This window comes from Halomonas sp. DP5N14-9, from assembly GCF_019802175.1.
In the GTDB taxonomy this organism is placed as follows: Bacteria; Pseudomonadota; Gammaproteobacteria; order Pseudomonadales; family Halomonadaceae; genus Halomonas; species Halomonas litopenaei.
Genome location: NZ_JAHVHR010000029.1, coordinates 40,907 through 66,450, shown reverse-complemented (window position 1 = coordinate 66,450; position 25,544 = coordinate 40,907). Strand labels below are relative to the sequence as shown.

Sequence of the window (25,544 nt, the reverse complement as noted above, 5' to 3'; positions counted from 1 at the left end):
CGTGAAACTTGCCCTGTTCGCCCTGGTGACCCTGGGTGCGGTCAGCCTGACCCAGGCGCTCAGCGAGGGGCGTATCGAGGCCAATCGCCAGGCCCACCAGGACGCCCTGCTGGAAAGCCTGGCGCCTCAGGGCACCGCCAGGCTGGTGCCGGCGCCGGCCGGTGACCAAGGCTGGCAGGCGCTGGACGAAAGCGGCACGCTGCTCGCCACCCTGCAACCCTCTTCAGCGCTCGGCTACGCAGGCCCCGTCGAGGTGCTGGTGGCACTGACACCGCAGCGGCGTGTCACGGCAGTGCGCGTCGTCGATCACCGCGAGACGCCAGGGCTTGGCGACGCCATCGAGCGCCGCAAGGGCCCCTGGGTCGATCAGTTCGAAGGCCTCGCGCGCCGCCAGCTCGACCTGGCCCCGCAGGGCGCCATCGAAGCCCTGACCGGTGCCACCATCACCTCTCGCGCCGTCATCCAGGCGGTGAACGAAGCGGTGCTGGCTGCCGGGTCGCCGCGTGATACGCCAGATGCCAGTAACCAGGAGCCCAGCCCATGACCCGCAGCGACGCTCGCGACATCGCCATCAAGGGGCTGTGGAGCAACAATCCCGCCCTGGTCCAGTTGCTCGGCCTGTGTCCGCTACTGGCCGTCACCGGCAGTGTGGTCAATGGCCTGGGGCTCGGGATCGCCACCCTGGGGGTGATGCTCGGCGCCAGTGCCTCGGCCTCGGCGCTGCGCCACCAGGTACGCCCTGAGGTACGCCTGCCGGCCTTTGTGTTGATCATCGCTGCCTTCGTGACCTGCGTCGAACTGGCCATGGCGGCGCTGGCCTACGAGCTCTACCAGGTGCTCGGCATCTTCCTGCCGCTGATCGTCACCAATTGCGCCATCCTGGCTCGGGTCGAGGCCTTTGCCTCCCGCCAACCGCTCAAGCCGGCCCTGTTCGACGCCCTGATGAACGGCCTCGGCTTCTCTCTGGTGCTGGTGTTGATCGGGGGTATCCGCGAACTGCTGGGGCAAGGCACCCTGTTCGCCGGCATGGACCTGCTGCTGGGCGACGCAGCCGGTGATTGGACAGTGCACCTGCCGGGTGATGGCGGCATGCTGTTTCTGGTGCTGCCGCCAGGCGCCTTTCTGATCACCGGGCTGCTGATCGCCGCCAAGAACGCCATCGACGACGCCGTGAAGCGCCGACGCCCGGCGCCGACCCGGACGCCCAGGGACGAACGCCGGGTGCGGGTTACCGGAGTCGTGCGCTGAAGATCCGCCCGGCCTGGCCCGCTGTCGATTCAGCCCCTGGCTTGCCAACCAAAGAGACGAGCATGAACGCTGCCAAACGCCACGAGATCTTTACCCGCCTGCGGGCCCACAATCCCGAGCCGACCACCGAGCTCAACTGGAGCACACCGTTTGAACTGCTGGCCGCGGTACTGCTGTCGGCGCAGGCCACCGACGTCGGCGTCAACAAGGCCACCGCTCGCCTGTTCCCGGTGGCCAACACACCCCAGGCGATCATCGATATCGGGATCGACGCGCTCAAGGAACACATCAAGACCATCGGCCTTTTCAATACCAAGGCCGAAAACCTGATGAAGACCTGCCATCTGCTGATCGAGCGCCATGGCGGCGAGGTGCCGGCCACCCGTCCGGCGCTGGAGGCCCTGCCCGGGGTCGGACGCAAGACCGCCAACGTGATACTCAACACCGCCTTCGGCCAGCCCACCATCGCCGTGGACACCCACATCTTCCGGGTCTCCAACCGCACCGGCATCGCCAAGGGCAAGAACGTGGTGGAGGTCGAGGAACGGCTGGTGCGCCACGTCCCCCGCGAATTTCGCCAGGACGCCCACCACTGGTTGATCCTCCATGGTCGCTATACCTGCGTGGCACGCAAGCCACGTTGCGGCAGCTGTGTCATCGAGGATCTGTGCGAGTTCAAGGACAAGACCGACATCTAGACCTTGCATGGGCCGCGACTGCACCCAGCGACGGTTTTCGCCCGTCCTGGCCCCCAGCACCACAGGCGAAAGCGCCCATCACCAAGGATGCAGCGCCGGAAGCCGAAAGCCGAAAGCCGAAAGCCGAAAGCCGAAAGCCAGGCGAATTACGCCAAAGTTCAAGCGCAGCCGGCGGCCAGACGCGTTAGCCTGAGGGCCCAAGTCTCAACATGAGCGGTTAACGATGCAGGAAGTGCTACAGCAACTCTGGATTCCGCTGGCCATGGCCGTGAGCTTCGGCGCCTTCACCGGCTCGCTGTTCCGGCTTAGTGGCCGCCCGGGCTCCGAGCGGCCTCTGATGTTCCCGGTGCTTGGCCTGCTCGGCGGCCTGACCGCCTTCATGATCCACCAGGTGCTGGTGTGGACGGTGGGCGCGCCGACCTGGCTGTTACCGATCCTGGTAGTGCTTCAGGTCTGGCTGTGGCTCGGGCCGCTGGGGCCGAAGATCCCCCGCCGGGAACAGGACCCACGAGAATGATCGTCTCCCCGTCAGACTGACGACCACAAGAGGCGCCCCTGCCATGGCAGGGGCGCCTCTTTTATCGCCAATGCCTTCACACTAGGGTGAGCCCACAGGGCCTGGACCGAGAACCGTCACCGAGCGCAGGCATAATTCCAGGCTTTCTACGAAAAGTCGGCGAGCGCAGGCAATTTTCATGCAAGCCCTATTGGCGAGTGGACGGGCACGGCGCCCCACAGGGCGCACAGGCGCTGGCGTCACGCTGGTTCAGCGAGGTCCGAGCGTGGCCGTCGCCCATGTTGAAGGCAAAGGTGGGACTGGCCAGGTGGTCGGCCATGATCAATACCAGAATCGCCAGCAACAGACCGATGACGCGGCTTCGATGATAGGCGGCTTTCATGGGAATCACCTTGAACAATGGATCAGTGGGTCGGTCGATCAGTTGGGCAGCCGGAACCAGGGGCGCAGGCGAATCCCCACCAGCGAACCGACGAAGGCGCAGGCGAACCACACCCAGGCGTGCAGGCTGCCCGAGGCCAGTCCCGAAAACAGCGCGCCGATATTGCAGCCGAAGCCCAGGCGGGCACCGTAGCCCAGCAGCAGGCCGCCGATGATCGCCGCCAGGAACTGACGTCCCTCGATGGGCTTGCGACTGGCTTCATTGAAGCGATTGGCCAGACCCGCCGCCAGCATGGCACCCAGCAGCAGACCGAAGTTCATCACCGAGGTGATGTTCACCAGCACCGAATCGGCCAGCGCCATGGCCGGGTAGTCCCAGGTCCAGAACTCGAACTGACTCATGTCCACGCCGATGGCCTGCAACGCCTTGGCGCCCCAAAGATTGAAGGCGAAGGTGATGCCCCAGGGCGCCCCGCCGATGGCCAGGGTCAGGGTGTTGCCGATCGCCAGCACCAGGATCGCCCAGACGAAGGGCCAGCGTCCCTGCACCAGGGTGCGCAGCACCCCGCCTTCGGCAGGTGCCAGGCGCAGCTCGGAGCGCTCCAGCGAACCATGGGCGCGGCGTTCCACGCGATTGACCCACAGCATCACCAGCGCCAGTCCCGCCCACTGTACCGCGATGGCGCCGATGACACCGACACTGTCGATCAGGCTGACAGGATCCAGGCTCGGCAGGTCGAGCCACCACGGCAGGTGGATCGAACCGACCACCGCACCGATGATGAAGAACGCAAGTGTCACCAGCATGCGCAGGTTGCCGGCGCCGACGGTAAACAGCGTGCCTGAGCCACAGCCTCCACCGAGCTGCATGCCCAGGCCGAACACGAAGGAGCCCACCACCAGCGAGGTGCCGATGGGCGCCACCGCCCCCACCATGCCGGGCTCTCCGCTGCCGAGCAGCGGAATCATCAGCGCAGAGGTCAGTGCAAACAGGATCAACTGGGCACGCATGCCGGCGCCGCGACGCTTGGTGACCAGGTTGCGCCAGCCGGCGGTAAAGCCAAAGGCCCCATGGTAGAGCGCCATCCCCAGCGCGATACCGACGCCGAACAGCGCCACCAGGAAAGGAGCGGTCTCCAGCCACACCAGCCCGCCCAGGATCAGCATCCCGGCCAGGGCCACGCCGACGACGAAACGATCGACAGGAAGGCGGCCCTGGACGGGGGCCGCAGCGGAAGTCTGTGTCATGGTAGTGATCTACTCGTGATGAGAGGGCCACGCCGGCGACCCGGGGTCGGCGGCGTGGCGATAGCGTCAAACCCTGCCATCCAGCAACAGGTCCGGCACGGACGCAGAAGCGAGGCAACGATAACGTAGCAAAGGCGCAGCAATTGCGCGAAATCGACGCTTTAACAAGGCGCCAACCGGAGCCTCAGGGCAGCCGGAGCCTCAGAGCGATCAGTCGTCACCAAGGCCCAGGGCGTCGAGCACCTTGCCCAGTCCCTGCTTGGCCACCGCCAACGGGCGTGACTCATCCTGGGTCCACTCGGCCATGGAGCCGTCGTACAGTGCCACATTGTCGAAGCCGGCGATTTCGCTGAGCACGAACCAGTCGGTGGCGGCCCAGTGGCCGGTGTTGCAGAAGGCCACGGTCTTGGCGCTGGCGTCCAGCTCGGCCGCCTGTATCCGCGAGGTCACCTGGGCGGTGTCCAGACGCCAGGCGCCGCCATCGTTGGCCAGCAGGCTCTGGTGAGGCAGGTTCAAGGCACCCGGGATGGTGCCGGGGGCCGCCGCCGCCGGCGACTGATTGTCCCCCTTGAAGTAATCCTCGGGGCGAGCGTCGACCAGCTGCCCCTGGGACTCCCGTGCGGCCTCGACCTCTTCAGTGGTGGCCAGCAGTGACTCGTCCAGGGCGCCCTCGAAGCGCACCGGGTCGGGATATTCGACGGGGCCACTGACGACCTCCAGCCCCTGTTCCTTCCAGCCCGCAAAGCCACCGTCGAGGATCGCCACCTGGTCATGGCTGAGTACCTTGAAGGTCCAGTAGACCCGCGCCGCGCTGCCGAAGTCGGTGGCGCCCGTGCCCGCCGGTACCAGCACCACGGTATCGTCGTTGTCGATACCGAGCCCACCGATCAGCCGCTGTAGACTCGACACCGGCGGCATCACCCCGGTGACGCCGTCACGACTCTCGCGCCAGCCGTCTTTGGTATAGCTCGAGTACAGGCTGCCCGGGATATGGGCGTCTTCGAAGCTCGAGCGATCGCCGCCATTGTCGATGCTGGAGCGAATGTCCAGCACCACCAGATTATCGTTGTCCAGATGCTCGCTCAGCCAGGCGGGGCTGACCAGCGGATCGACCTCAAGCGCCTGGGCGGAGCCTGCCACCAGCAAGGCACCGGCAAATGTCAGGGACCTCAGCATGATCTTGACCTCCTAGGTGGGTGTTGACGCCCATTATCCCGCTCGGAGCAGCAAACTCAATATGCTTGCAATGAATAATAATTTTCATGCTCATAACTTGCCGACATGAATATTCGCTCCAGCGAATGCCGAGCAACGCAGCAGGCGCAATGCCTTGTCAGGCAAGGCGCTTGGTAGCACACCCCTCGTGCACGCTCCTACTGTCACGCTCCTCATGCGAGGTCCTTCCCACAAGGTGCTTGCCAAAAGGTCCTTCGGCCATTCCCACAGGATCCTTTCTGCCAGACGATGCGCGAGCGTCCTTCCGCACCAGGTTACAGCGACAGTTCGCCTCCCCGTTCGACGGCGCGGACATAGCCGGGCCGTTGGCGACAGCGCTCGACAAAGGCGCCAAGCTGCGGGTGGTCGCCCAGCTGGCCACGACCTTCCAGCGCCAGCAGCGGGAAGCTCATCTGTATGTCGGCGGCACTGAAGCGCTCGCCCGCGAACCATTCTCGCCCTTCCAGGCTGTGCTCCCAGAAGTCCATCAGACGGCGGATCTCCGGCCCCAGATACTGCTTGCGCACGCCCTCGGCAAAGAGCCGGCCCAGCGGCCGCATCAGCGCCGGCACCGGCGGTTTGCCGAGTCGGCTGAACACCAGATTCATGACCAGTGGCGGCATGGCCGAGGCCTCGGCGTGGTGCATCCAGAACACGAAGTCGGTGGTGTCGGCGCTTGACGGCTCCGGCCACAGTCGATGCTCGGTATCGAAGCGCCTGAGCAGGTAGTCGATGATGGCGCCGCTCTCCGCCACCACGCGGCTACCTGCGTCTTCATCGGTGATCACCGGGGACTTGCCCAGCGGGTGCACCTGCTTGAGTGCGGCGGGTGCCAGCATGGTCTTCGGATCTCTGGCGTACTGGCGGATCTCGTAGTCCACGCCCAGCTCTTCCAGCAGCCAGACGATACGCAGTGAACGCGAATTTTCCAGATGGTGCACGACGATCATGGGGCTCTCCTTGGAACGAGTCATGCCTTGAGGCGGGGCTTTCCCTGAGACAGGCAATGGCCTGAGGTGCGGCTTTCCCCGGCATGGGCCGGGGCGTATTGATTGGGCTGACGGGTGCGGCAGCGACCTGCCTGAAACAACCGCCCCACAGACACAAACGGCGCCCCGGAGGGCGCCGTTGTCGTGGTGAGCAATCAGCGCGGTTCGAACATCTCGTCGCCGACTTCATCGATGTAGCGTTCGGCCTTCTGCCGCATCAGGGCGTCACAGGCTTCCCGCCCCGGCACCAGGTCGGATCGCTCGAACCGATGCTCCAGGGTCTCGCCGCCCTCGATGGGCTTGCGGATGACACCGCTGACGCGGAACTGACCGCCCTGCTCCTCGGGTTGCGAGATGATCAGGTAACCACGGTACTCGACCGCTTCGGCCTCGGGCGCGGCCCGGGACGACGACTTTCCGTCCCCCTTGAACAGCGCTCCGAACAGTTGCTTCAGCATGGGAACTCCTTTGGCCTGTCGCGCGACGTTACCACTCAGTCCTGACGACGACCCTTGCCGGCAGCGATGCGCAGACGCAGGGCGTTGAGCTTGATGAAGCCTTCGGCGTCCTTCTGATCGTAGGCGCCCTGGTCATCCTCGAAGGTGGCGATGGACTCGTCGAACAGCGACTCGTCGGAGCGGCGACCGGCGACGATGGCGTTGCCCTTGTAGAGCTTCATGCGCACCACACCGGAGACGTTCTTCTGGGTCTCGTCGATGGCCGCCTGCAGCATGCGACGCTCGGGGCTCCACCAGTAGCCGTTGTAGATGACCTCGGCGTACTTCGGCATCAGTTCGTCTTTCAGGTGAGCCTCTTCGCGGTCGAGTGTCAGCGACTCGATGGCGCGGTGGGCACGCAGCATGATGGTGCCCCCGGGTGTCTCGTAGCAGCCGCGGGACTTCATGCCGACGTAGCGGTTCTCGACGATGTCGAGACGGCCGATACCATTGTCGCCACCCAGCTTGTTGAGCTTCTCGAGTACTTCGTGGGGCTTCATCGGCTCGCCGTCGATGGCCACGATGTCACCCTTGTCGAAGGTCAGCTCGACGTAGGTCGGGGTATCGGGAGCGGCCTCCGGCGACACGCTCCAGCGCCACATGTCTTCCTCGGCCTCGGCCCAGGGATCCTCGAGGATGCCGCCCTCGTAGGAGATATGCAGCAGGTTGGCGTCCATGGAGTACGGCGACTTCTTCTTCTTGCTGAAGTCCACCGGAATATCGTGCTGCTGGCAGTAGGCCATCAGCTTCTCGCGGGAGTTGAGATCCCACTCGCGCCACGGGGCGATCACCTTGACGCCGGGCTTGAGCGCATAGCCGCCAAGCTCGAAACGCACCTGATCGTTGCCCTTGCCGGTGGCGCCGTGAGAAATCGCGTCGGCACCGGTCTGGTTGGCGATCTCGATCAGGCGGCGGGCGATCAGCGGACGGGCGATGGAGGTGCCCAGCAGGTACTCGCCCTCGTAGATGGTGTTGGCGCGGAACATCGGATACACGTAGTCGCGCACGAATTCTTCGCGCAGGTCCTCGATGTAGATTTCCTTGACGCCGAGGGCCTCGGCCTTGGCACGGGCAGGCTCGACTTCCTCGCCCTGACCGATGTCAGCGGTGAAGGTCACCACCTCGCAGTCGTACGTTTCCTGCAACCACTTGACGATGACGGATGTGTCCAGTCCGCCGGAATAGGCGAGCACGACCTTCTTTACATCGGACATGCTAGGGGCTCCTTCTTGTAACCAACCATGGTGTGACCAACGCATTCGCGGCGCGAATAACGCCCGAAGAGCGCCGATTATAGCGTGCATCTGGGGTGCCGAATACCGGCCACGGGACGCCGCTGCCCCAAACTGCTAGACTTTCGCCGTTTCGGCCTGCCAACAGCAGGCCCCCTGACCCCACACGGCCCGACTAAGGAGAGGTGCATGAGCGAGCTGATCGCCCGCGAACTCATGGCGCAACGTTTTCGCAGTTTTCTGCCGGTGGTGGTGGATATCGAGACCGGCGGCTTCAACCCGGAATCCGACGCCCTGCTGGAGATCGCCGCCGTCACCCTGACCATGGACCCGGAGGGCAACCTGTTGCCCGACGCCACCTTCGCCTACCACATCGAACCCTTTGCCGGTGCCAATGTGGAGCAGGCAGCGCTGGATTTCACCGGCATCCGCCTCGATGACCCGCTGCGCAAGCAGGTGGCGGTCAGCGAGTCCGAGGCGCTTGGCGAGATATTTCGACCGGTGCGCAAGGCGATCAAGGCCCACGGCTGTACCAGAGCCATCCTGGTGGGTCATAACGCCGCCTTCGACCACGGCTTTCTCAACGCCGCGGTCAATCGCTGCGAGATCAAGCGCAACCCCTTCCACCCCTTCTCGAGCTTCGACACCGCCTCGCTTGCCGGCCTGGTCTACGGCCAGACCGTGCTCGCCCGAGCCTGTCGCGCCGCCGGCATCGAGTTCGACAACAACGCCGCGCACTCGGCCCGCTACGACACCGAGCGCACCGCCGAGCTGTTCTGCGCCATGGTCAATCGCTACAAGGACCTGGGAGGATGGCGGCTGGCCCAGCAGGAACAGGGCATGGAAGAGGATTGATCCCCTTCGGTCGCTAAAGTCTCAAGACGATAAAGGCCCCGATGGTCGATGACCATCGGGGCCTTTATCGTAGTTGCGAAGCTTTCGCGGCAGCCGGTCGACGTGGTCCCGCCGGACAACGATTTATGGAGAGGCGTTGGCCTGGCGGGCGCAGGGCCACCAACAGCGCTCTTTAGTCGGCAGCGCCTTCCTCGTTCTGGCGGGCACGCTCGGCGGCCTGCTTGACCAGCGGCTCGAGTTCGCCGTTGTTGTGCATCTCGACGACGATGTCGCAGCCGCCGACCAGCTCGCCTTCCACCCACAGCTGCGGGAAGGTCGGCCAGTTGGCCACCTTGGGCAGCTCCGCGCGGATGTCGGGGTTGTCCAGCACGTTGACGAAGGCAAAGCGCTCGCCACAGGCCATCAGCGCCTGCACGGTCTGGGCGGAGAAGCCGCACTGCGGCAGCTGCGGAGACCCCTTCATGTAGATCAGGATGGGATTTTCGCTGATCTGGCGCTGAATATTCTCGACGGTGGTACTCATCACGGCTCCTCGTTGAAACGGGCTTGGCTTGCTCGCCCTTGCTAAGTGACGCAGACCGGGACAATGGGGGCATCCCGCCCCATTTTCAATGCGGCCCCGGCGGACTACCTCGCAGGAGGCAATACCCGATGGCCACACTCGGCCTTTGCATGGCCGCATTGTACGGCCCGGCGGCGCGTTGCGCATCCCCTCGGGGCTGGCTAGGATGGTCGTTTTTTACCTCGTTGGAGAGATGCCATGGCCACCCGCCACTTCCTGACCCTACTGGACCTGAGCCAGGATGAACTGCGCTACCTCATCCAGCGCGCCATCACCATCAAGAACGGCCTCAAGGCCCACGGCCCCACCTACACGCCGTTTACCAACCGCACCCTGGCGATGATCTTCGAGAAATCCTCGACCCGTACCCGGGTGTCCTTCGAGACCGCCATGGCGCAGTTTGGCGGGCACGCCCTGTTTCTGTCACCGCGCGACACCCAGCTGGGGCGCGGCGAGCCCATCGGTGACACCGCGCGGGTGCTCTCGGAGATGGTCGATGCGGTGATGATCCGCACCTTTTCCCACCAGGGTCTCGAGGAATTCGCCGCCGCCAGTGACGTACCGGTGATCAACGCCCTGACCGACGACTACCATCCGTGCCAGCTGCTGGCCGATGTCATGACCTGGACCGAGCTGCGCGGCAGCGTCAAGGGCCGCACCGCGGTGTGGATCGGCGACGGCAACAACATGTGCCACTCCTGGATCAACGCCGCGCGCCAGTTCGACTTCAAGCTGCGTATCTGCTGCCCCGAGGGCTACGACCCCCGCGAGGATATCCTGGCCGCCGCCGGTGATCGGGTGGTGATCGAGCGCGACCCGATGACCGCCGTGGCCGGCGCCGACCTCGTCACCACCGACGTCTGGGCCTCCATGGGCCAAGAGGAAGAGCAGGCTCGTCGCGAGGCGGACTTTGCCGGTTTCCAGGTCACAGAAGCGATGCTCGACGCCGCCGCCAAGGACGTGCTGTTCCTGCATTGCCTGCCGGCCCACCGCGGTGAGGAGATCAGCGAGACCCTGCTCGACGATCCCCGCGCGGTCGTCTGGCAGGAAGCCGGCAACCGCCTGCACGCCCAGAAGGCGCTGCTGGAGTTCTTGATGCTGGGTCAGGTCAACGGCTGAGATCCTGGTCGACGCACTTATAGACTTTGGTCTAATTCGACGATTGTCGTATACTGGTCCCATCTTCTTATTCGGGATGGGACCATGGCCCTCACCGCTGATCACAACGACACCGCCCAGCGCATCGACCTCACCGCCTTCATCGAGGATCTCTACCGCGATGGCGAGGTGCTGGAGGCGATCACCCAGCCCAGTCGCGGGCTCAGCGCCGAGCGGCTCGATTCTCTGACCCGCTCACGGTCCCAGGCCTCGCGTCTGCGCCGCCTATTGCGCCAGGAGCTGGTGGCCCACAATAGCCAGGGGCGGCTGGTGCTCACCACCACCGGACGTGAACTGGCCTTTGATCTCTATGGTGTCGGCGCCGCCGACCTTCACGCCAGCGCCTGAGGTCTAAAGCGAGCGACCGACGCTGCTGTCTGGGTGTCGCCAGCCATCAACAGCCAGGCGGTAAATAGCCCGTCGGTCTCTGACACCAGCCAGATATGCCAAGGGCGCCCAGCGGGCGCCCTTGGTGCTTCTGCTATCGGCTCTTGGGCGTATCGGCTCTTGCCACTATTCGTTTTTACCATTAGCGGCTCTTGCCAATATCCGTTGTGACCCCTGGCCTTTTCCAGCGGCGGTCGTTGTTACCTACGGCCTATGCAAACAGCAGTCTGCCGCTTGGCTGCCCGCCACTGCGTCGCCGGTGAAGGCCCCCTCGATCAGGCCCCCTCGATCAGGCCCCCTCGATCAGGCCGCCGCGTCGGTACCTGCAACCCCCTTCGTCCAGGCGTGGCGCTTGAAGGCGTCGTCGATGGGCGTGTCCGCCAGGTGATTCACGTAGTTCGACAGAATCTTCTGGCTCACCCCCAGCACGATGTCCAGCAGCTGCTGGCGGGTGAAGCCTGCCTCGAGGAAGTGCTCCACCACGGCCGGATCCGGACGTCCGCGATCACGCACGATGGCCAGCGTGGTCTGGCGCAGCAGTTCCAGACGAGCGTCTTCCAGCGGCTGCTGGTCGCGCAGCGCCTGGGTGATGGCGGGGTCCACCTTCATCATGCCGGCCACCGCCGTGTGCACGGCCACACAGTACTCGCAATCATGCTCGACGTTGATCGCCTGCCAAACCACCGTCTTCTCGGCGGCATCGAAACTCGAGGCGAGAAACAGCTCATGCAGTCGCTGGTAGGCCTCCAGCACGCCCGGCGCTTCGGCCATCACGCTATACAGGGCCGGGATCATGCCCATCTCCTTCTGCGCCTTCTCGAGCAGGGGGCGGCTTTTTTCGGGGGCGCTGGACAGATCGTGCTGAGTAAAGTCGGTCATGGGTCTCTATTCCAATACAGAGGTGAAGGGATACGTCGATGAACGTGCTACTTGGTGGCGCTCGTTGCCGAATCCTTTCCTCGCACTCTCCCTACCCTCCTCATCACGCCTGTTCTGGCACAGATTGGCAGCGACACCAAGGATGTCGCATGACGTCAACAAAACGACGGTTGGTGCCAAGTGACAGGCCGTCATCTTCGCCACACTGCGCCCATTCACGACGAGGAGAGCATCATGAACCGCAACGTCATTCTGACCTGCGCCGTGACCGGCGCCGGCGACACCACCGCCAAGAGCGACAAGGTTCCGGTCACCCCCGAGCAGATCGCCAACGACTGCATCGAGGCCGCCAAGGCCGGCGCCAGCATCGCCCACATCCACGTGCGCGACCCCGAGACCGGTGGCGTCAGCCACTCGCTGGATCACTTCCGCGAGGTGATGGAGCGGGTGCGCGAGGCCGACACCGACATCGTCATGAACATCACCGCCGGCGGTGGAGGGGACTGGATTCCGGACAGCCAGGATCCGACCCGTGGCGGCCCCGGCACCGACATCCAGACCCCGGCCCAGCGCCATGAGCCGGTGGGCGAGCTGCTGCCTGAGCTGTGCACCCTGGACTGCGGCAGCCTCAACTTTGGCGACATGATCTACGTCAACTCCGCCGACTGGCTGCGTGAACACGCCCGCCTGGTGCAGGCCGCCGGGGTCAAGCCTGAGCTCGAGTGCTTCGACCTGGGCCATGTATGGTTCGCCCGCCAGCTCCAGGCCGAAGGCCTGATCGACGGTGACCCGCTCTACCAGCTGTGCCTGGGCATCCCCTGGGGCGCCGAGGCCGACACCGAGACCATGCTGGCCATGCGCAACAAGCTGCCGACCAACGCCAACTGGGCGGCCTTCGGCATCGGTCGCCACCAGATGCCCATGGCCGCCCAAGCGGTACTGCTCGGCGGCCACGCCCGCGTCGGCCTCGAGGACAACCTCTACCTGGAAAAGGGAGTACTGGCCTCCAACGCCCAGCTGGTCGAGAAAGCCGGTCGGATGATCAACCACCTTGGCGCCAACGTGATGACCCCGGCCGAAACCCGCAAGTTCCTCAAGCTGCGCGACCCATCCACCGGTCAGATCGCCGGCGACAGCGCTGGAGGTGATGCATGAAACAGCTATCCGTCATCGGTACCGGCGTCATCGGCAACGGCTGGATCGCTCGAGCCCTGGCCAACGGCTGGCGTGTTGCCGCCTTTGACCCCGACCCCAAGGCCGAGGCACGCACCCGTGCCTTCGTCGACAATGCCTGGCCGTCACTGGAAAAACGCGGCCTGGCCGAGGGCGCAAGCCCCGACAACCTGCGCTTTGCGACGTCGCTGGAAGCCGCGGTGGACGGCGCCGACCTGATCCAGGAAAACGTGCCCGAGCGCCTCGAGCTCAAGCGCAGCATCCTGGCCCAGATCGACGCCGCGGCGCCGCCTGAGGTGCTGATCGGCTCCTCGACCTCGGGCTTCAAGCCCAGCGACCTGCAACAGGGCTGTCAGCACGCGCCCGGCCGGGTCATCGTCGCCCACCCCTTCAACCCGGTGTATCTGCTGCCGCTGGTCGAGCTGGTCGGCGGCGAGGCCACCCAGGCCGAGCACACCGAGCGTGCCCAGGCGCTGTACCAGGCACTCGACATGCGCCCGCTGGTGGTGCGTCGCGAGATCGAAGGGCATATCGCCGATCGCCTGATGGAGGCGCTGTGGCGGGAGTCCCTGCACCTGGTCAACGACGGTGTCGCCACCACCGAAGAGATCGACGCCGCCGTGGTCTACGGCTGCGGCCTGCGCTGGTCACTGATGGGCACCTTCCTGACCTTCCATCTGGCCGGCGGCGATCAGGGCATGCGCCACATGCTGGAACAGTTCGGCCCCGCCCTGAAGCTGCCCTGGACCAAGCTCGAGGCCCCGGAGCTGACCGACGAGCTGATCGATCGGGTGGTCGAGGGCTGCGAGCACCAGGCCGCGGGTCGCAGCGTGTCCGAGCTGGATCGCCGTCGTGACGACTTTCTGGTCGAGCTGCTCGGGCTGGTCCAGAAGTACTGGCCGGAGGCGGAAGGCCTCGAGGGGCGCATCTGATGGCGCTGCTCGACACCGACGTCAAGCCTGACTGGGTCGACTACAACGGCCATATGAACGACGCCGAGTACGCCAGGGTGTTTTCCCTGGCGGTCGACACCCTGATGGAGCGCATCGGCCTCGACGAGGCCGGGCGCCACCGGCACGGCTACACCCTCTACACCCTGGAGACCCATCTGCGCTACCTGCGCGAGGCCCACCAGGGGCAGCCCCTTCAGGTCGAGGTCGCGCTGGTCGATCGTGACGCCAAGCGCCTGCATCTGTGGTTCGAGCTGTACAGCGGCGAAGAGCTGCTGGCCACCAGCGAACAGATGTTGATGGGCATCGACCTCGACAGCGGGCGCCCGGGACCTTTCCCCGAGGCGGTGGACACCGCCATCGCTGCGCTACCGGCCATCTCATCGCCCGCTCCCGAGGGACTCGGGCGGCGTATCGGCATCGTCCGACGCTGACGGCGCCATCAGCGCAGATTCGGCCAGGGAACACCAGACCATGACCATCGATGACTTCGCCGAACGTTTCCAGGCCGGGCTCGACGCCATGGCGACGATGCCGATGAACCAGGCGAGGCGCCACTACGACGAGCTCTGCGCCAGCTTCGCCGGCCCCGTACCGGCCACGATCGCAGTTACCGACGAGGTCATCGACGGCGTCGGCGTGCGCCGCTATCGGCCGCACCTCGGCGCCGAAGGCGTGGTGCTCTACGCCCACGGTGGCGGCTTCACCATCGGTTCGGTAGAGAGCCACCAAGGTGTCGCCGCCGGTCTTGCCCAGGCCCTCGGGCGAGAGGTCGTCAGCCTGAACTACCGGCTGATGCCCGAGGCGTGCTATCTCGCGCTGCTCAACGACGTCGAGGTGGTCCGTCAGCGGCTTGCGCCGGTTGCCCTGGTCGGCGACAGCGCCGGTGCCCGGCTGGTGCTGGACGCCGCCAGGCGTGCTGCCGACGACAGCCCCCTGGGCCTGGTCTACCCGCTGCTCGGCACGCCAAGCGACACAAGCCTCGGACCGGACGCGCCGCTGCTCAGCCGTCAGGACGTGTTGGCAGCCTGGTCAATGATCGCCGAACAGGCTCGCCGGATCGGCGACGACCTGCCCGCCGGCCGGGCCATCGAGTGCCTGGCCGTGGAGCATGACCCGCTGACGCCCCCCTTGCTGGCAACACTGGATGAATGGCGCCGCTGCCACCACCAGATCGGTGTGCATATGGCCGAGGGCATGTTGCACGGCGCCCTGCACGCGCGCTCGTCACTGCCTGCCATGGAGGCTGCCTGGCGAGCATTCTGCCGTGCGCTTGCCGCACATCTTGACTAGAGTCTTTTCTATAAACGCCTGTTTTTCAAGTGCTTGAATCGACTAACCGGCACATTTTCGTCGCCTTTACCCTGCCCAACCGAGGACACCGCCGACCGCCCGCCCCTCCAAAACGACAACGAGACGCCAATGAACCAGAACATCACCACTTCGGTCGCCACCGTGGCCACCGTCATCGCCCTGATCTCCTTTGCCGCCCTCGCCCCAGGCCCCTTCCAGACGCTGCTTGACGCCATCAAGGTCAACGTCATCGGCAACTTCGGTTTCATCTTCACCTACCCGGCCTTCGCCGCCTCCATCGTCTTTACCGTGCTGATGTTCACCCCCCTGGGGCGGCTCCGGTTCGGCCAGGGAGATCCCGAATTCTCCACCCTGGCCTGGCTCGGCATGCTGTTCGCCACCGGCATGGGCATCGGCCTGGTGACCTGGGGCGTGCTGGAACCGCGCTACCACGTCGATGCCGGCCACAGCACCGACCAGGCCCTGCTGTACGCCTTCAACCACTGGGGCCTGCTGGCCTGGGCCGGCTATCTGGCGATCGGCGTGATCTTCGCTCACGCCATGTACAACCTGAACATCGACAAGCCCGCCGAGACGCTGCTTGGTGGCGGCTTTCTCAGCAAGCTCAACCTGGTCAGCCTGGTGGTGTCTACCGTCATCGGCCTGTCGCTGACCTTCTCCTACGCCACCGATCCGCTCAAACAGAGCCTCGAGCAGTTCTTCGGCATCGACGCCAGCCCCACCCTGATCATACTGGTGCTGTCGCTGTTCGCGATCGCCTCCAGCGCCTCGGGGCTCCAGCGTGGCATCAAGTGGCTGAGCAACTACAACACGCTGTTCGCCCTGTTTCTGATGGTCAGCGTCTTCGTGCTGACCTCACCGCTGGACATCCTCGGCACCTTCACCCGACTGTTGCCGGAATACCTGGTGAAGTACCCGGCGATGGTGACCGATATCGGCCTCGGCGATCCCGAGCACAAGGCCTGGCTGGCGGATTGGCTGTACGCCTTCGAAGCCGCCTGGTACGGCTGGTTTGTGTTCACCGGCGTATTCATCGCGCGTATCTCGAAGGGCCGCACCTTGCGCCAGCTGGTACTGGGGGTGATGCTGGTGCCGAGTCTGTTCTCCTGCCTGTGGTTTACCACCTTCGGCCTCGGCGGACTCGAGACCGGCTCCGAGGACGTCTTCGCCCTGATGGCGACCCTCGACAGCCATGGCGTGCTGTCGGCCGTCCTGGCGCTCAACATCCTGCTGTTCTTCGTCACCAGCGCCGACTCGGCGGGACTGGTCTGCGAGATGCTGACGGTGCGCCGCTCACGAGCCTTCTGGATCGTTGCCATGGCCGCCCTGGCGGTGGTGATCAACTGGCTGGAAGGCGACATCTTCAAGGTCATTCTGACCCTGATCTCGGTCGCTGCCGTGCCTGTCGCCTTCGGAATCTTCGCCCTGGTCGCCGCCTTCCTGGTGCGCATCCGAGGCAGACACGATGATCTGAGCGACAGGCAGGGCCAGGACTCCTGAGCCGCATTGTCGAGTGCCACCCCAACGACCAACGCAGACAGGGCCTGTAAACAGGCCCTGTCTGCGTCATGACCAGGTGTGGTTGGCGGACTTACGTCCAGGGGCCAGCGTCGGCAGACGCCGGCCCCTTCACGCTAGCTCTGGGATGCTAGCTCAAGGGCAGTTCCATCAGAACTTGCCCAATTCGGCCTCCAGCGGGAACATCGCCGCCGACAGCTCGCCTACCGTCATCACCGGAGACTCCGGCGCCTTGGCCGTCGGCCAGGCCTCGAGCAGCCCGTCGTAGCCCTCGACCAGGGCATCGTAGGCACCCGCCTGACGGAACATGTCGGCGTGGCGCTCCAGCGACTCCCGGGCGGTCAGCACAAAGCCACGACCGTCCTGATACTCGACCACGTTCTTGAACTCGCCGTCATCCACGGCTTCTTCGTACTCGTGCAGCGCGGTCTTCAACAGCGCCAGCTGGACCTTGGCCTGAAAGCCCGCATCCTGCTCGAGGCCATCGTCGACGTCGGCCATGGCCGAGAGGATGGTCTCGCGAAGCGATGCGTAATCCTGTTCGACCTCGCTCCAGTCACCGCCCTGCTGCACCTTGCCGGAGAAGGCTTCCAGCTCAGTATCGAAAGCGTCAATGCCACGGCTTTCCAGCGCAGGCGCGATGCCGGGGTACACCTCGTGGTAGGGATGACCAAAGTGGGGGTAGGACGCGGTCTTGGCCCCCTCGGTGTAGAGCTCCTTGGCGACCTCAAGGTGGCCGAGCATCAGCGCGAGCTCAGTGGTGTAGACGCCAGGGTTGGCCGCGTCGACGTGGCCACCTTCGCCGCCTTCGCCACCTTCACCGCCTTCACCGCCTTCACCGCCTTCACCGCCTTCACCGCCTTCGCCACCTTCGCCACCTTCGCCACCTTCACCACCTTCACCACCGGAAGACGCCGTCAGATAGGCAAAGACCGCATAGGGATCGCTGGCGAGGGAGGCACTTTCACCGCCTTCGCCGCCTTCGCCGCCGTGGCCGTGCTCGCCACCTTCACCGCCTTCGCCGCCGTGGCCCTTCTCGCCACCTTCACCGCCTTCGCCGCCGTGGCCGGCTTCACCACCTTCACCACCTTCACCGCCGTGGCCCTTCTCGCCACCTTCACCGCCTTCGCCGCCGTGGCCCTTCTCGCCACCTTCGCCACCTTCACCACCGTGGCCGGCTTCACCACCTTCGCCACCTTCACCACCGTGGCCGTGCTCGCCGCCTTCGCCGCCTTCACCGCCGTGGCCGGCTTCACCACCTTCGCCACCTTCACCGCCGTGGCTCTGTTCGTAGGCAGCGTCGTCCTTATGCATATCGTCGCCATCGCCGTGATGGTCGGCCCAGGCGGCGCTGGATCCGAGCAGGATGCTGGCGCCAACGCCAATCCACAGCTTGGTACGAGTCTCTTGCGTCATGGGGTGCTCCTTCCTTCTACGTCTACTTGGGGCCAATTTCTTGTTCAGGGCTCGCGCTCGATGGAACCAGGGTCCACTTGCCGCAAACCCATGTCCGATCTGGCAATGTCTGCGCCAGTCAAACCATCAGGTGCCTGCCCACTAGACTGGCGTGTCACGAAGTGTAATGCAAACGATTAACAGTCGGGTATACTGACGGCCATTTGCGGGAGCCTCCGATGATTCTGTGTATCGACAAGGTGCTGACCGACGACCAGCTCCAGCGTATTCGCCAGACACTGGACGCCAGCGACTTTCGTGACGGACGGGAGACCGCCGGCTGGCATGCGCGCACGGTCAAGCGCAACCAGCAGGCGAGCAGCCAGGAGCCCGCCATCGCCGCCCTGCGTGACGAGGTCATGCAGACCCTGTCCGCACACACCCTGTTCCAGATCGCCGCGCGCCCGCGCCGAATGAAGCCGGTCATGTTCAGTCGCTACCAGCAAGGCATGACCTACGGCAATCACGTCGACGACGCGGTGATGCCCACCCCCCAGGGGCCGATGCGCACCGACCTGTCCTTCACCATCTTCCTTGGGGATCCGGACAGCTACGAGGGCGGAGAGCTGGTCACCGAGACCACCCAGGGCGAACAGCGCTTCAAGCTGCCGGCGGGTTCGATGATCCTGTACCCGTCCTCGACGCTGCATCGCGTCGACCCGGTCACCCAGGGGCAGCGACTGGCCGCGGTGGGCTGGCTGCAGAGCCAGGTACGCCAGCCTGAACAGCGTGAAGTGCTGTTCGACCTCGACACCACTCGCCGCCAGATCTTCGAGCGCGACGGCAAGACCGCCGAGTTCGACAGCATCTCCAAGAGCCTGGCCAATCTGCTGCGGATGTGGGCCGAGATCTGACTTGAGTGCCGGTCAGCCGTGGTGTCGAAAGGCCTGCGGCGCCGTTCCGAACGCCCTGCGGAAGGCGCGACTGAAACTCGACGCCGAGCCGAATCCACAGCTGAGCCCGATCGCCAGCACATCGAGGTCGGTATCCTTGAGCAATTGGGCGGCACGTTTGAGGCGCAGCGACAGGTAGTAGGCACTGGGAGAGGTGCCCAGCACATCGGCAAACAAGCGCTGTAGCTGGCGACTCGACACGCGGCTGCGGCGTGCGATCTCGGCCAACGGCAGGGGCGTTTCCAGGTGCGACTCCATCAGCGCTACCGCATCGACCAGCCGCGGCTGGTGGGTGCCAAGACGCCTGACCAGGCTCATTCGCTGCTGGTCGGTGCGCGAGCGCAGGCGGTCGTGAATCAATTGTTCGGACACGTCCACCGCCAGCGCCATACCGTGGCGACGGGCGATCATCTCCAGGGTCATATCCATGGCCGCCGCGCCGCCGGCACAGAAGAAGCGCCGCTCCTCCAGCAGGAACAGCTCGTCGCAGGTGCGAATCGAGGGATAGCGTTCGTTGAAGGTGGGCAGCGTCTCCCAGTGCAGGGTCACCGTATGCCCCCTGAGCAAGCCGGCCTCCGCCAGCACCACCGCGCCGGTGTCCAGCGCGCCGATGCAGCAGCCACCCTGGTCGAGCCGGTTGAGCCAGGCGCTGAGCCCGTGGCCGATCCACAATTCCGGATCGAAGCCGCTGCATACCGCCAGCCACGGCAGATTGCGGACGTCTTCCATGGGGTGGTCCACCAGCAGGGTCATGCCGTTGCTGGCGGTCACCGGCCCTCCGCCCAGCCCGATCAGCGTCCAGTCATAAAGAGCGCGACCGGCGATGCGGTTGGCGATGCGCAGCGGCTCCACCGCCGAGAAAAACGCCATCATCGAGAACTGCGGCAGCAGCAGAAAACCCAGCCGCTGTTCGGCCTGCTCGATTTCACCGGCGCTCGCCTCCAGGCGTTGACCACTGAGCTCTACCATCGCTGTCCGCCTCCTTACCGACGCCCGTGACTGCGGCGCAGCATAGCATGAGGATATCGACGATAACGTCCAAAGGCTGAGTAGAGTGGGGCCGCGCCTCCTGGCTGGCCGTGTCTCGCCTGCGCCCTGAGTTGAGGGCAGCGCACGAGGGTGGCACCCTTGCAGCGCGGTGTGGACCGGGCCGATCGTGAATCCGCTGCCGCTGGTGCGCCGATACCCGAACCACCGATCCTGGCGCGGCCAGCGCCGTCCCGCCCCCGCCATCCATGAGGCCACCATGCGTCTGACCTACCAGGGCCCTGTCCCGGAACCCATCGGCTTTCTGCTGCTGCCGCGTTTCTCCATGGTGGCGCTGTTCTCGGCCATCGACCCCTTGCGAATCGCCAATCGTCTGGCCGGACAGCCGCTGTTTCGCTGGCACCTGATCAGCCGCGACGGCGAGCCGGTCACCGCCAGCAACGGCATTCCCCTGAGCGTCGAGCATGACCTGGACAATGCCCCCTGGCTCCCTAGTCTGGCGGTGTGCGCAAGCTTCGAGCCGATGGCCGCGGTGGACCAGCCGCTCAAAGACTGGCTGACGCAGCGCCGGGACCAGGGCGCCTGTCTGGGGGCGCTGGACACCGGTGTCTTCTGCCTGGCCGATGCCGGGCTGATCGAGGACACCGTGACCCTGCACTGGGAAAGCCTGCCCGAGTTTCGACGTCGCCATCCCGACATCGAAGCGGTGGAGTCGCTCTACGAGGTCGGCCCGGTCGGCTTCTACGGCGCCGGCGCCAGCGCCTCCATTGACCTTGCGCTGGATACCATCCGCCGCCGCCACGGCGATGCCCTGACCCGTCGGGTCAAGCAGCAACTGGTGCACGACCATCGTCGCCTGCCGGCCAGCCGCCAACGTGACGCCAGCGAATTCGAGCGGCTGCCCGAACGCCTGACCAGGGTCATCGGCCTGATGGACAGCCACCTGGAGTCCCCCTTGGCCATCGCCAAACTGGCCGCCCAGATCGGCCTGTCGGAGCGTCAGCTCGAGCGCGACTGTCAGCATCACCTGGCCCGTACCCCGAGCCGGCTGTATCTGGAGCGTCGCCTGGCGCTGGCCCACCATCTGGTGACCAGCACTCGTCACGGCGTCATGGACATCGCCCTGGCCAGCGGCTTCGCCTCCGCCTCGAGCTTCACCCGCGCCTTTCGCCAGCACCACGGCGCCAGCCCCCGGGAGCTAAGACGACGCCTGCTTTAACACTGGCCCACCAACTTCTGTCTACTACACGCCACGGCGCCAGTCCCCGGGAGCCAAGACGACGCCTCCTTTGACACGGGCCTTCTGTCTGTTGCCCTGTTCGCCCTGGCCAGTTGGCATACCTGGCATGTCGGATTCTGCACGATACCTGTCGTTTTATGCACGACTTCGGTGCTGCCTGACAGGCAAGCTGGTGCCACTTGAGCGCCAGCCGGCGCTGCCATCCATGACGCACAGCGCGGGCGCTGCCATCCATGACGCACCACGCGCCCGTCCCAGCTTCGACGGAGTCCCGATGAACCAGCCACAGCACACCAGCGAACACCAGCAGTCCGCGTCGGTCGATCTACCGCGCACCCCGGACTATGACGCCTGGCCGATCGAGGTGCCCATCGCAAGCGTTGCCTCGACGCCAAGGGTGCTGACCGTGAACTGGCAGGACGGCCGTGTCAGCCGCTATCACAGCGTCTGGCTGCGCGAAAACGCCGCCGACGACAGCACCATCAATCCGGCGACAAGGGAGCGCATCCTCGATCTGTCGAGCCTGGACGCCTGGCCGGAAATTGCCCAAGCGACGCTGGACGCCAGCGGCGCCGTCGAACTGCTAATGACGCCGGAACAGCGCAGCCTGCGCTTTCACCCCGGCTGGCTGAGAGCCCACGACTACGACAACACCGAGGATCCGCTGGCGCCGCTGGTACCGGTCGAGACCTGGCTCGGCGGCCAGGACAAGGAACCGGTCACCCTGGACGCCGGCGGCTGGACCACGACCCAGGCCGACAGCCCCGAAGAAGAGACGATCCTGGCCCCGGCGCTCGACGCGCTGCTGCGCCACGGCCTCGTGCGGCTGCGCGGCCTGCCCACCGAGCCCGGCACCCTGGAGAACATCGCCGAGCGCTTCGGGCCGTTGCGGGCCACCAACTTCGGCACCCTGTTCAACGTTCGCGCCAAGCCGGACCCGGACTCCAACGCCTACACCTCGATTGCCCTGCCGCCCCACGTGGACCTGCCGACCCGCGAGTACCATCCCGGTCTTCAGTTCCTGCACTGTCTCGAGAACAGCGTGGCCGGCGGCCAGGCGGTAATGCTCGACGGTTTCGCGGTGGCCGAGGCCCTGCGCGAGGAAGACCCCGAGGCCTTCGCTACCCTGACTCGCGTCCACTGGCGCTACGCCAATACCGCCAAGACCACCGACTACGTCTGGCACTCGCCGATGATCGTGCTCGATGAACAGCAGCAACTGCTCGAGGTGCGCATCGCCGACTTCCTGCGCGGCCCGCTGATGACCGATTTCGACCAGGTCGAGGAGGCCTACCGGGCACTGATGGCGCTCCAGCAGCGCCTGCGCGAGCCCCGTTTCGCCCTGCGCTTCACCTACGCCCCCGGCGACCTGGTGATCTTCGACAATCGCCGCCTGCTGCACGCTCGTGACGCCTTTGAAGGCGACTCCGGCCACCGCTGGCTGCAGGGCTGCTACCTCGAGCGCGACGAGGTGCGCTCACGCTATCGCATCGTCCAGCGCCGTCGCCGCGAGCGGGAACTGGCCGAGGCCGGACAGGCCTAGCAGCGAGGCAAGGCCACCGGCTAGCCTTCCGCCGACGCCGGTGGCCGCAGCCCACGCCGGGCGGTCACGCTCGGCGCCTCGCCAAAGCGCTTGCGGTAGGCTCTGGAGAAGTGCGCCAGGTGGCTGAAGCCCACCGCCACCGCGGCCTCGGTCACCGCAATGCGACTGTCGGCCAGAATCCGCTGGGCCTGGTCCAGCCGCATGTTCAGATAGCACTGCTTGGGCGTCTCGCCGAACTCCTGCACGAATAGCCGGGTCAACTGGCGCTGGGACAGGCCCGCCAGACGACAGACGTCGGGAATCGGCAGCGCCTGGGCGAGATTGGCCTCCATTACCGCCAGTGCGCGCAGCACCCCACGCGGCAGCTCCCTGGGCGAAGCCCGATCCGCTACCCAGCCGGTGCTGGCCCCAGCCCTCCCTGCTACTTGCTGCGCTGTTGCGGCTCCCCTCGCCTCCGCAGGCCGCGAATGCACGATCTGTCGCCCCACCGCCTCGGCCAGCGAAGGACCATAAAGGGTCACGATCCACTCGAGCATCATGTCGATGCTGGCGGCGCCGCCGGAGCCGGTGAGACGTCCGCCTTCCCAGACGTAGCTGTCCGCTCGCACTATCAGCTCAGGGAACTCCTCGCGAAAGGCCGGCACGCTTTCCCAGTGCAGCGCCACCGGATAGCCCTCCAGTACGCCCGCCCTGGCCAGGATAAAGGGTGCGGTGTCCACCCCCCCAAGCCAGACGCCATGGGCCGCCAGTCGCTTGAGCAACGCCAGATCCTCGACACCGATACAGGCTTCCGGCTCATAGGACGACACCACCATCAGACGCCCCTTGGACGCCAGCCCCTGGTACCAGTCGGCCTCGGTAACCTCGGACAGACGTCCATCGACATCGATGCGTACGCCATTGCTGGCCGTCACCGCCTCGCCATCGGCAGACAGCAGGCGCCAGGCAAACAGATCCCGACCAAAACGGTTGGCCACCCTGAGCGGCTCGAGCAGGCAGAACAGCGTCAGCATCGAAAACTTGGGCACCAGCCACACGTCCAGGGTGTGTTCGGCCTGGTCGGGCGACAACAGCGGCGGCGAGTCCGGGCGCGGATAGGGATGGCTGTCGGGCCAGCGGGCCTCGCTGTCTGCCTGGCTTTTGGCGTGGCCGTTGCCGTGGCTGTTGGCGTGGCTGTTGCCGTGGCTGTTGGCGTGGCTGTTGGCGTGCCTGTCTATGTCACTGTGCAAGTGGTGATCAACGTCCGACATGGGGCGAATTTTATCAAGGCTATGGCGAATTTGATCAAATTGTATCCCAAATAGCACAGTAACCTGTAACCCAGACAGCGACGCCAGGTGTCGAACCGCCCTTCCTCGACCTGGTGAGCCTTTAACAACGCCAGACCGATCGAATCCGGAGAGAGCCTCGACGATGACCCAGCAGACGCCCCCGCAACTGACCGATGACGGCCGCCAACTGGCGCTGACCCTTGGTGAAGGGCATCACCGTCTTGATGCCTTGTGGCTGCGCGAACGCCTGCCCGATGCCGAAACCCTGGACCCCCAGACCGGGCAGCGTCTGATCGAGGCCGCCGAACTACCGCTGGATCTGATCCTCACCCAGGCAGAAATCCAGGATGAGCGGCTGGTCGTGGCCTTCTCCGATGGCCATCGAGGCAGCATCACGATCGACGAGCTCGAGGATGCCGTGCGCTGCCAGCGCTCGGACGACAACGCCTCACGGGTGTATTGGGACTCGACGCTCGCCACACCCCCGCAGGCCAGCTTCAAGCAAGCACTGGAAAGCGATCCGGCGCTGCTCGATCTGCTCGACCAGCTACATCGCTTCGGTTTCGTGCGCGTCACGGACGTACCGGTCAGCGAAGACGGCATGCAGCCGCTGATCGACCGTATCGGCCCGCTGCGCCGGACCAACTGGGGCGGCATCGCCGACGTCAAGTCGGTGGCCAACGCCTACGACCTGACCATGACCCAGCGCGGCCTCGAGCCCCACACCGACAACCCCTATCGCGATCCGATCCCCGGTTACATCTGGCTGCACTGTCTGACCAACGCCGCCGATGGTGGCGACAGCACCCTGGTGGACGGCTTCGAGGCCGCTCGACGCCTGCGTCAGCAGGATCCCGACGCCTTCGCCTGCCTGACCGAAGTGACCCCGCGCTTTCGCTACCACGACGAGACCACCCGTCTGGAGAGCGAAGGTCCGCTGATCGAGCTAGACGCCCGGGGCGAGGTGACGCGGGTACGCTACTCCAACCGCACCGAGCGTATCGACCTGATGGACAGCGCCCTGCTGCGCCGCTACTACGCCGCCCGCAAGGCCTTCTACCAACTGATTCGCTCGTCCGAGCTTACCCTCGAACTCAAGCTGTCCCCTGGCGAGATGCTGATCATGGACAACTACCGCCTGCTGCACGGGCGTACCGCCTTTCAGCTCGAAGGCGGCGTACGCCACCTGCGCCAGGGCTACGTGGACCGTGACAGCACCGCCAGTCGACGCCTGTTGCTGAAGGATCGGCTCAAGCCCGCACACGACTCGGAAGCCGGTACCGCCGACAACCTCGCACGAACCACCCAGGGGGCCAGCGCATGAGCACCAGCGA

27 protein-coding genes are annotated in these 25,544 nt (G+C 65.5%); 16 read left to right on the top strand and 11 right to left on the bottom strand.

Annotation, left to right across the window (positions count from 1 at the left end; genetic code table 11):
* Position 1 precedes the first annotated feature (1 nt).
* The 4 genes from KUW00_RS15140 to KUW00_RS15125 all read left to right on the top strand — a co-directional run bounded on the left by KUW00_RS15140 (position 2) and on the right by KUW00_RS15125 (position 2,463).
* Positions 2–544, top strand: a complete 543-nt coding sequence (locus KUW00_RS15140; protein WP_181248662.1) for an RnfABCDGE type electron transport complex subunit G — start codon at positions 2–4, stop codon at positions 542–544.
* Positions 541–1,248: an electron transport complex subunit E gene (locus KUW00_RS15135; protein WP_108133359.1), complete on the top strand. Its 708-nt coding sequence runs from the start codon at positions 541–543 to the stop codon at positions 1,246–1,248. The genes KUW00_RS15140 and KUW00_RS15135 overlap by 4 nt, the downstream gene beginning before the upstream one ends.
* 62 nt (positions 1,249–1,310) lie before the next feature.
* The gene (gene nth / locus KUW00_RS15130) at positions 1,311–1,946 is read left to right on the top strand and encodes an endonuclease III (protein WP_108133358.1); all 636 of its coding nucleotides are present in this window, start codon (positions 1,311–1,313) and stop codon (positions 1,944–1,946) included.
* Positions 1,947–2,169: 223 nt separating this feature from the next.
* Positions 2,170–2,463, top strand: a complete 294-nt coding sequence (locus KUW00_RS15125) for a hypothetical protein (protein ID WP_045994784.1) — start codon at positions 2,170–2,172, stop codon at positions 2,461–2,463.
* 187 nt (positions 2,464–2,650) lie between these two features.
* Here KUW00_RS15125 and KUW00_RS15120 read toward each other — a convergent pair whose 3' ends face one another.
* The 6 genes from KUW00_RS15120 to KUW00_RS15095 form a co-directional block, all read right to left on the bottom strand.
* Positions 2,651–2,845 carry a hypothetical protein gene (locus KUW00_RS15120; RefSeq protein WP_045994785.1) on the bottom strand — a complete coding sequence of 65 codons (195 nt, stop codon included), beginning with the start codon at positions 2,843–2,845 and terminating at the stop codon, positions 2,651–2,653.
* A 38-nt stretch (positions 2,846–2,883) separates the two neighbouring features.
* Positions 2,884–4,092 carry a YeeE/YedE family protein gene (locus KUW00_RS15115; RefSeq protein ID WP_045994786.1) on the bottom strand — a complete coding sequence of 403 codons (1,209 nt, stop codon included), beginning with the start codon at positions 4,090–4,092 and terminating at the stop codon, positions 2,884–2,886.
* Positions 4,093–4,302: 210 nt separating this feature from the next.
* On the bottom strand, positions 4,303–5,268 hold the full coding sequence (locus KUW00_RS15110) for a sulfurtransferase (RefSeq protein ID WP_222569478.1): 966 nt from the start codon (positions 5,266–5,268) through the stop codon (positions 4,303–4,305).
* A 314-nt stretch (positions 5,269–5,582) separates the two neighbouring features.
* Positions 5,583–6,257, bottom strand: coding sequence for a glutathione S-transferase family protein (locus KUW00_RS15105; RefSeq protein ID WP_222569477.1), 675 nt, complete (start codon positions 6,255–6,257; stop codon positions 5,583–5,585).
* 194 nt (positions 6,258–6,451) lie between these two features.
* Entirely contained in the window at positions 6,452–6,754 is a 303-nt protein-coding gene (locus tag KUW00_RS15100; RefSeq protein ID WP_045994789.1) for an HlyU family transcriptional regulator, read from the bottom strand.
* Positions 6,755–6,789: 35 nt separating this feature from the next.
* Complete coding sequence (locus KUW00_RS15095) at positions 6,790–8,007, bottom strand: argininosuccinate synthase (protein ID WP_045994790.1); 1,218 nt, start codon at positions 8,005–8,007, stop codon at positions 6,790–6,792.
* Positions 8,008–8,214: 207 nt separating this feature from the next.
* Between KUW00_RS15095 and rnt the strand changes: the two genes are divergently transcribed.
* The gene (gene rnt, locus KUW00_RS15090; protein WP_045994791.1) at positions 8,215–8,880 is read left to right on the top strand and encodes a ribonuclease T; all 666 of its coding nucleotides are present in this window, start codon (positions 8,215–8,217) and stop codon (positions 8,878–8,880) included.
* A gap of 172 nt (positions 8,881–9,052) precedes the next feature.
* Here rnt and grxD read toward each other — a convergent pair whose 3' ends face one another.
* A complete protein-coding gene (grxD, locus tag KUW00_RS15085; RefSeq protein WP_045994792.1) occupies positions 9,053–9,403 on the bottom strand; it encodes a Grx4 family monothiol glutaredoxin in 351 nt (116 codons plus the stop codon).
* A 237-nt stretch (positions 9,404–9,640) separates the two neighbouring features.
* On the opposite strand from grxD, the gene argF reads away from it, so the two are divergent.
* Positions 9,641–10,561, top strand: coding sequence for an ornithine carbamoyltransferase (argF, locus tag KUW00_RS15080; RefSeq protein WP_045994793.1), 921 nt, complete (start codon positions 9,641–9,643; stop codon positions 10,559–10,561).
* Between the two features lie 84 nt (positions 10,562–10,645).
* Positions 10,646–10,948: a hypothetical protein gene (locus KUW00_RS15075; RefSeq protein WP_222569476.1), complete on the top strand. Its 303-nt coding sequence runs from the start codon at positions 10,646–10,648 to the stop codon at positions 10,946–10,948.
* 342 nt (positions 10,949–11,290) lie between these two features.
* Here the strand turns inward: KUW00_RS15075 and KUW00_RS15070 are convergent, their stop codons facing one another.
* On the bottom strand, positions 11,291–11,866 hold the full coding sequence (locus KUW00_RS15070) for a carboxymuconolactone decarboxylase family protein (RefSeq protein ID WP_222569475.1): 576 nt from the start codon (positions 11,864–11,866) through the stop codon (positions 11,291–11,293).
* A gap of 234 nt (positions 11,867–12,100) precedes the next feature.
* Between KUW00_RS15070 and KUW00_RS15065 the strand changes: the two genes are divergently transcribed.
* From KUW00_RS15065 to KUW00_RS15045, 5 genes are all read left to right on the top strand, one after another.
* Positions 12,101–13,021 carry a 3-keto-5-aminohexanoate cleavage protein gene (locus KUW00_RS15065; protein ID WP_108133355.1) on the top strand — a complete coding sequence of 307 codons (921 nt, stop codon included), beginning with the start codon at positions 12,101–12,103 and terminating at the stop codon, positions 13,019–13,021.
* On the top strand, positions 13,018–13,971 hold the full coding sequence (locus tag KUW00_RS15060; RefSeq protein WP_213227967.1) for an L-carnitine dehydrogenase: 954 nt from the start codon (positions 13,018–13,020) through the stop codon (positions 13,969–13,971). The genes KUW00_RS15065 and KUW00_RS15060 overlap by 4 nt, the downstream gene beginning before the upstream one ends.
* Positions 13,971–14,423: a thioesterase family protein gene (locus KUW00_RS15055; protein WP_222569474.1), complete on the top strand. Its 453-nt coding sequence runs from the start codon at positions 13,971–13,973 to the stop codon at positions 14,421–14,423. The genes KUW00_RS15060 and KUW00_RS15055 overlap by 1 nt, the downstream gene beginning before the upstream one ends.
* Before the next feature lie 40 nt (positions 14,424–14,463).
* Positions 14,464–15,282, top strand: coding sequence for an alpha/beta hydrolase fold domain-containing protein (locus KUW00_RS15050; protein WP_222569473.1), 819 nt, complete (start codon positions 14,464–14,466; stop codon positions 15,280–15,282).
* A 129-nt stretch (positions 15,283–15,411) separates the two neighbouring features.
* Entirely contained in the window at positions 15,412–16,803 is a 1,392-nt protein-coding gene (locus KUW00_RS15045; protein WP_222569472.1) for a BCCT family transporter, read from the top strand.
* Between the two features lie 168 nt (positions 16,804–16,971).
* Here KUW00_RS15045 and KUW00_RS15040 read toward each other — a convergent pair whose 3' ends face one another.
* Positions 16,972–18,237: a hypothetical protein gene (locus KUW00_RS15040; RefSeq protein ID WP_222569471.1), complete on the bottom strand. Its 1,266-nt coding sequence runs from the start codon at positions 18,235–18,237 to the stop codon at positions 16,972–16,974.
* Positions 18,238–18,455: 218 nt separating this feature from the next.
* Between KUW00_RS15040 and KUW00_RS15035 the strand changes: the two genes are divergently transcribed.
* The gene (locus KUW00_RS15035; RefSeq protein ID WP_124804812.1) at positions 18,456–19,130 is read left to right on the top strand and encodes a Fe2+-dependent dioxygenase; all 675 of its coding nucleotides are present in this window, start codon (positions 18,456–18,458) and stop codon (positions 19,128–19,130) included.
* A 12-nt stretch (positions 19,131–19,142) separates the two neighbouring features.
* On the opposite strand, the gene KUW00_RS15030 is transcribed toward KUW00_RS15035, so the two are convergent.
* Complete coding sequence (locus tag KUW00_RS15030) at positions 19,143–20,138, bottom strand: GlxA family transcriptional regulator (RefSeq protein ID WP_045994548.1); 996 nt, start codon at positions 20,136–20,138, stop codon at positions 19,143–19,145.
* Positions 20,139–20,415: 277 nt separating this feature from the next.
* On the opposite strand from KUW00_RS15030, the gene KUW00_RS15025 reads away from it, so the two are divergent.
* Positions 20,416–21,375: a GlxA family transcriptional regulator gene (locus tag KUW00_RS15025; protein ID WP_222569470.1), complete on the top strand. Its 960-nt coding sequence runs from the start codon at positions 20,416–20,418 to the stop codon at positions 21,373–21,375.
* Between the two features lie 295 nt (positions 21,376–21,670).
* On the top strand, positions 21,671–22,939 hold the full coding sequence (locus tag KUW00_RS15020; RefSeq protein ID WP_222569469.1) for a TauD/TfdA family dioxygenase: 1,269 nt from the start codon (positions 21,671–21,673) through the stop codon (positions 22,937–22,939).
* Positions 22,940–22,959: 20 nt separating this feature from the next.
* On the opposite strand, the gene KUW00_RS15015 is transcribed toward KUW00_RS15020, so the two are convergent.
* Entirely contained in the window at positions 22,960–24,012 is a 1,053-nt protein-coding gene (locus tag KUW00_RS15015; protein ID WP_231498689.1) for a GlxA family transcriptional regulator, read from the bottom strand.
* Between the two features lie 340 nt (positions 24,013–24,352).
* Here KUW00_RS15015 and KUW00_RS15010 point away from each other — a divergent pair, with 340 nt between their 5' ends.
* On the top strand, positions 24,353–25,534 hold the full coding sequence (locus tag KUW00_RS15010; protein ID WP_222569467.1) for a TauD/TfdA family dioxygenase: 1,182 nt from the start codon (positions 24,353–24,355) through the stop codon (positions 25,532–25,534).
* Positions 25,535–25,544: the final 10 nt, after the last annotated feature.

Coding starts and splice junctions, on each gene's coding strand:
- KUW00_RS15135 (WP_108133359.1), top strand. CDS start 541: ATGACCCGCAGCGACGCTCGCGACATCGCCATCAAGGGGCTGTGGAGC.
- nth (WP_108133358.1), top strand. CDS start 1,311: ATGAACGCTGCCAAACGCCACGAGATCTTTACCCGCCTGCGGGCCCAC.
- KUW00_RS15125 (WP_045994784.1), top strand. CDS start 2,170: ATGCAGGAAGTGCTACAGCAACTCTGGATTCCGCTGGCCATGGCCGTG.
- KUW00_RS15120 (WP_045994785.1), bottom strand. CDS start 2,845: ATGAAAGCCGCCTATCATCGAAGCCGCGTCATCGGTCTGTTGCTGGCG.
- KUW00_RS15115 (WP_045994786.1), bottom strand. CDS start 4,092: ATGACACAGACTTCCGCTGCGGCCCCCGTCCAGGGCCGCCTTCCTGTC.
- KUW00_RS15110 (WP_222569478.1), bottom strand. CDS start 5,268: ATGCTGAGGTCCCTGACATTTGCCGGTGCCTTGCTGGTGGCAGGCTCC.
- KUW00_RS15105 (WP_222569477.1), bottom strand. CDS start 6,257: ATGATCGTCGTGCACCATCTGGAAAATTCGCGTTCACTGCGTATCGTC.
- KUW00_RS15100 (WP_045994789.1), bottom strand. CDS start 6,754: ATGCTGAAGCAACTGTTCGGAGCGCTGTTCAAGGGGGACGGAAAGTCG.
- KUW00_RS15095 (WP_045994790.1), bottom strand. CDS start 8,007: ATGTCCGATGTAAAGAAGGTCGTGCTCGCCTATTCCGGCGGACTGGAC.
- rnt (WP_045994791.1), top strand. CDS start 8,215: ATGAGCGAGCTGATCGCCCGCGAACTCATGGCGCAACGTTTTCGCAGT.
- grxD (WP_045994792.1), bottom strand. CDS start 9,403: ATGAGTACCACCGTCGAGAATATTCAGCGCCAGATCAGCGAAAATCCC.
- argF (WP_045994793.1), top strand. CDS start 9,641: ATGGCCACCCGCCACTTCCTGACCCTACTGGACCTGAGCCAGGATGAA.
- KUW00_RS15075 (WP_222569476.1), top strand. CDS start 10,646: ATGGCCCTCACCGCTGATCACAACGACACCGCCCAGCGCATCGACCTC.
- KUW00_RS15070 (WP_222569475.1), bottom strand. CDS start 11,866: ATGACCGACTTTACTCAGCACGATCTGTCCAGCGCCCCCGAAAAAAGC.
- KUW00_RS15065 (WP_108133355.1), top strand. CDS start 12,101: ATGAACCGCAACGTCATTCTGACCTGCGCCGTGACCGGCGCCGGCGAC.
- KUW00_RS15060 (WP_213227967.1), top strand. CDS start 13,018: ATGAAACAGCTATCCGTCATCGGTACCGGCGTCATCGGCAACGGCTGG.
- KUW00_RS15055 (WP_222569474.1), top strand. CDS start 13,971: ATGGCGCTGCTCGACACCGACGTCAAGCCTGACTGGGTCGACTACAAC.
- KUW00_RS15050 (WP_222569473.1), top strand. CDS start 14,464: ATGACCATCGATGACTTCGCCGAACGTTTCCAGGCCGGGCTCGACGCC.
- KUW00_RS15045 (WP_222569472.1), top strand. CDS start 15,412: ATGAACCAGAACATCACCACTTCGGTCGCCACCGTGGCCACCGTCATC.
- KUW00_RS15040 (WP_222569471.1), bottom strand. CDS start 18,237: ATGACGCAAGAGACTCGTACCAAGCTGTGGATTGGCGTTGGCGCCAGC.
- KUW00_RS15035 (WP_124804812.1), top strand. CDS start 18,456: ATGATTCTGTGTATCGACAAGGTGCTGACCGACGACCAGCTCCAGCGT.
- KUW00_RS15030 (WP_045994548.1), bottom strand. CDS start 20,138: ATGGTAGAGCTCAGTGGTCAACGCCTGGAGGCGAGCGCCGGTGAAATC.
- KUW00_RS15025 (WP_222569470.1), top strand. CDS start 20,416: ATGCGTCTGACCTACCAGGGCCCTGTCCCGGAACCCATCGGCTTTCTG.
- KUW00_RS15020 (WP_222569469.1), top strand. CDS start 21,671: ATGAACCAGCCACAGCACACCAGCGAACACCAGCAGTCCGCGTCGGTC.
- KUW00_RS15010 (WP_222569467.1), top strand. CDS start 24,353: ATGACCCAGCAGACGCCCCCGCAACTGACCGATGACGGCCGCCAACTG.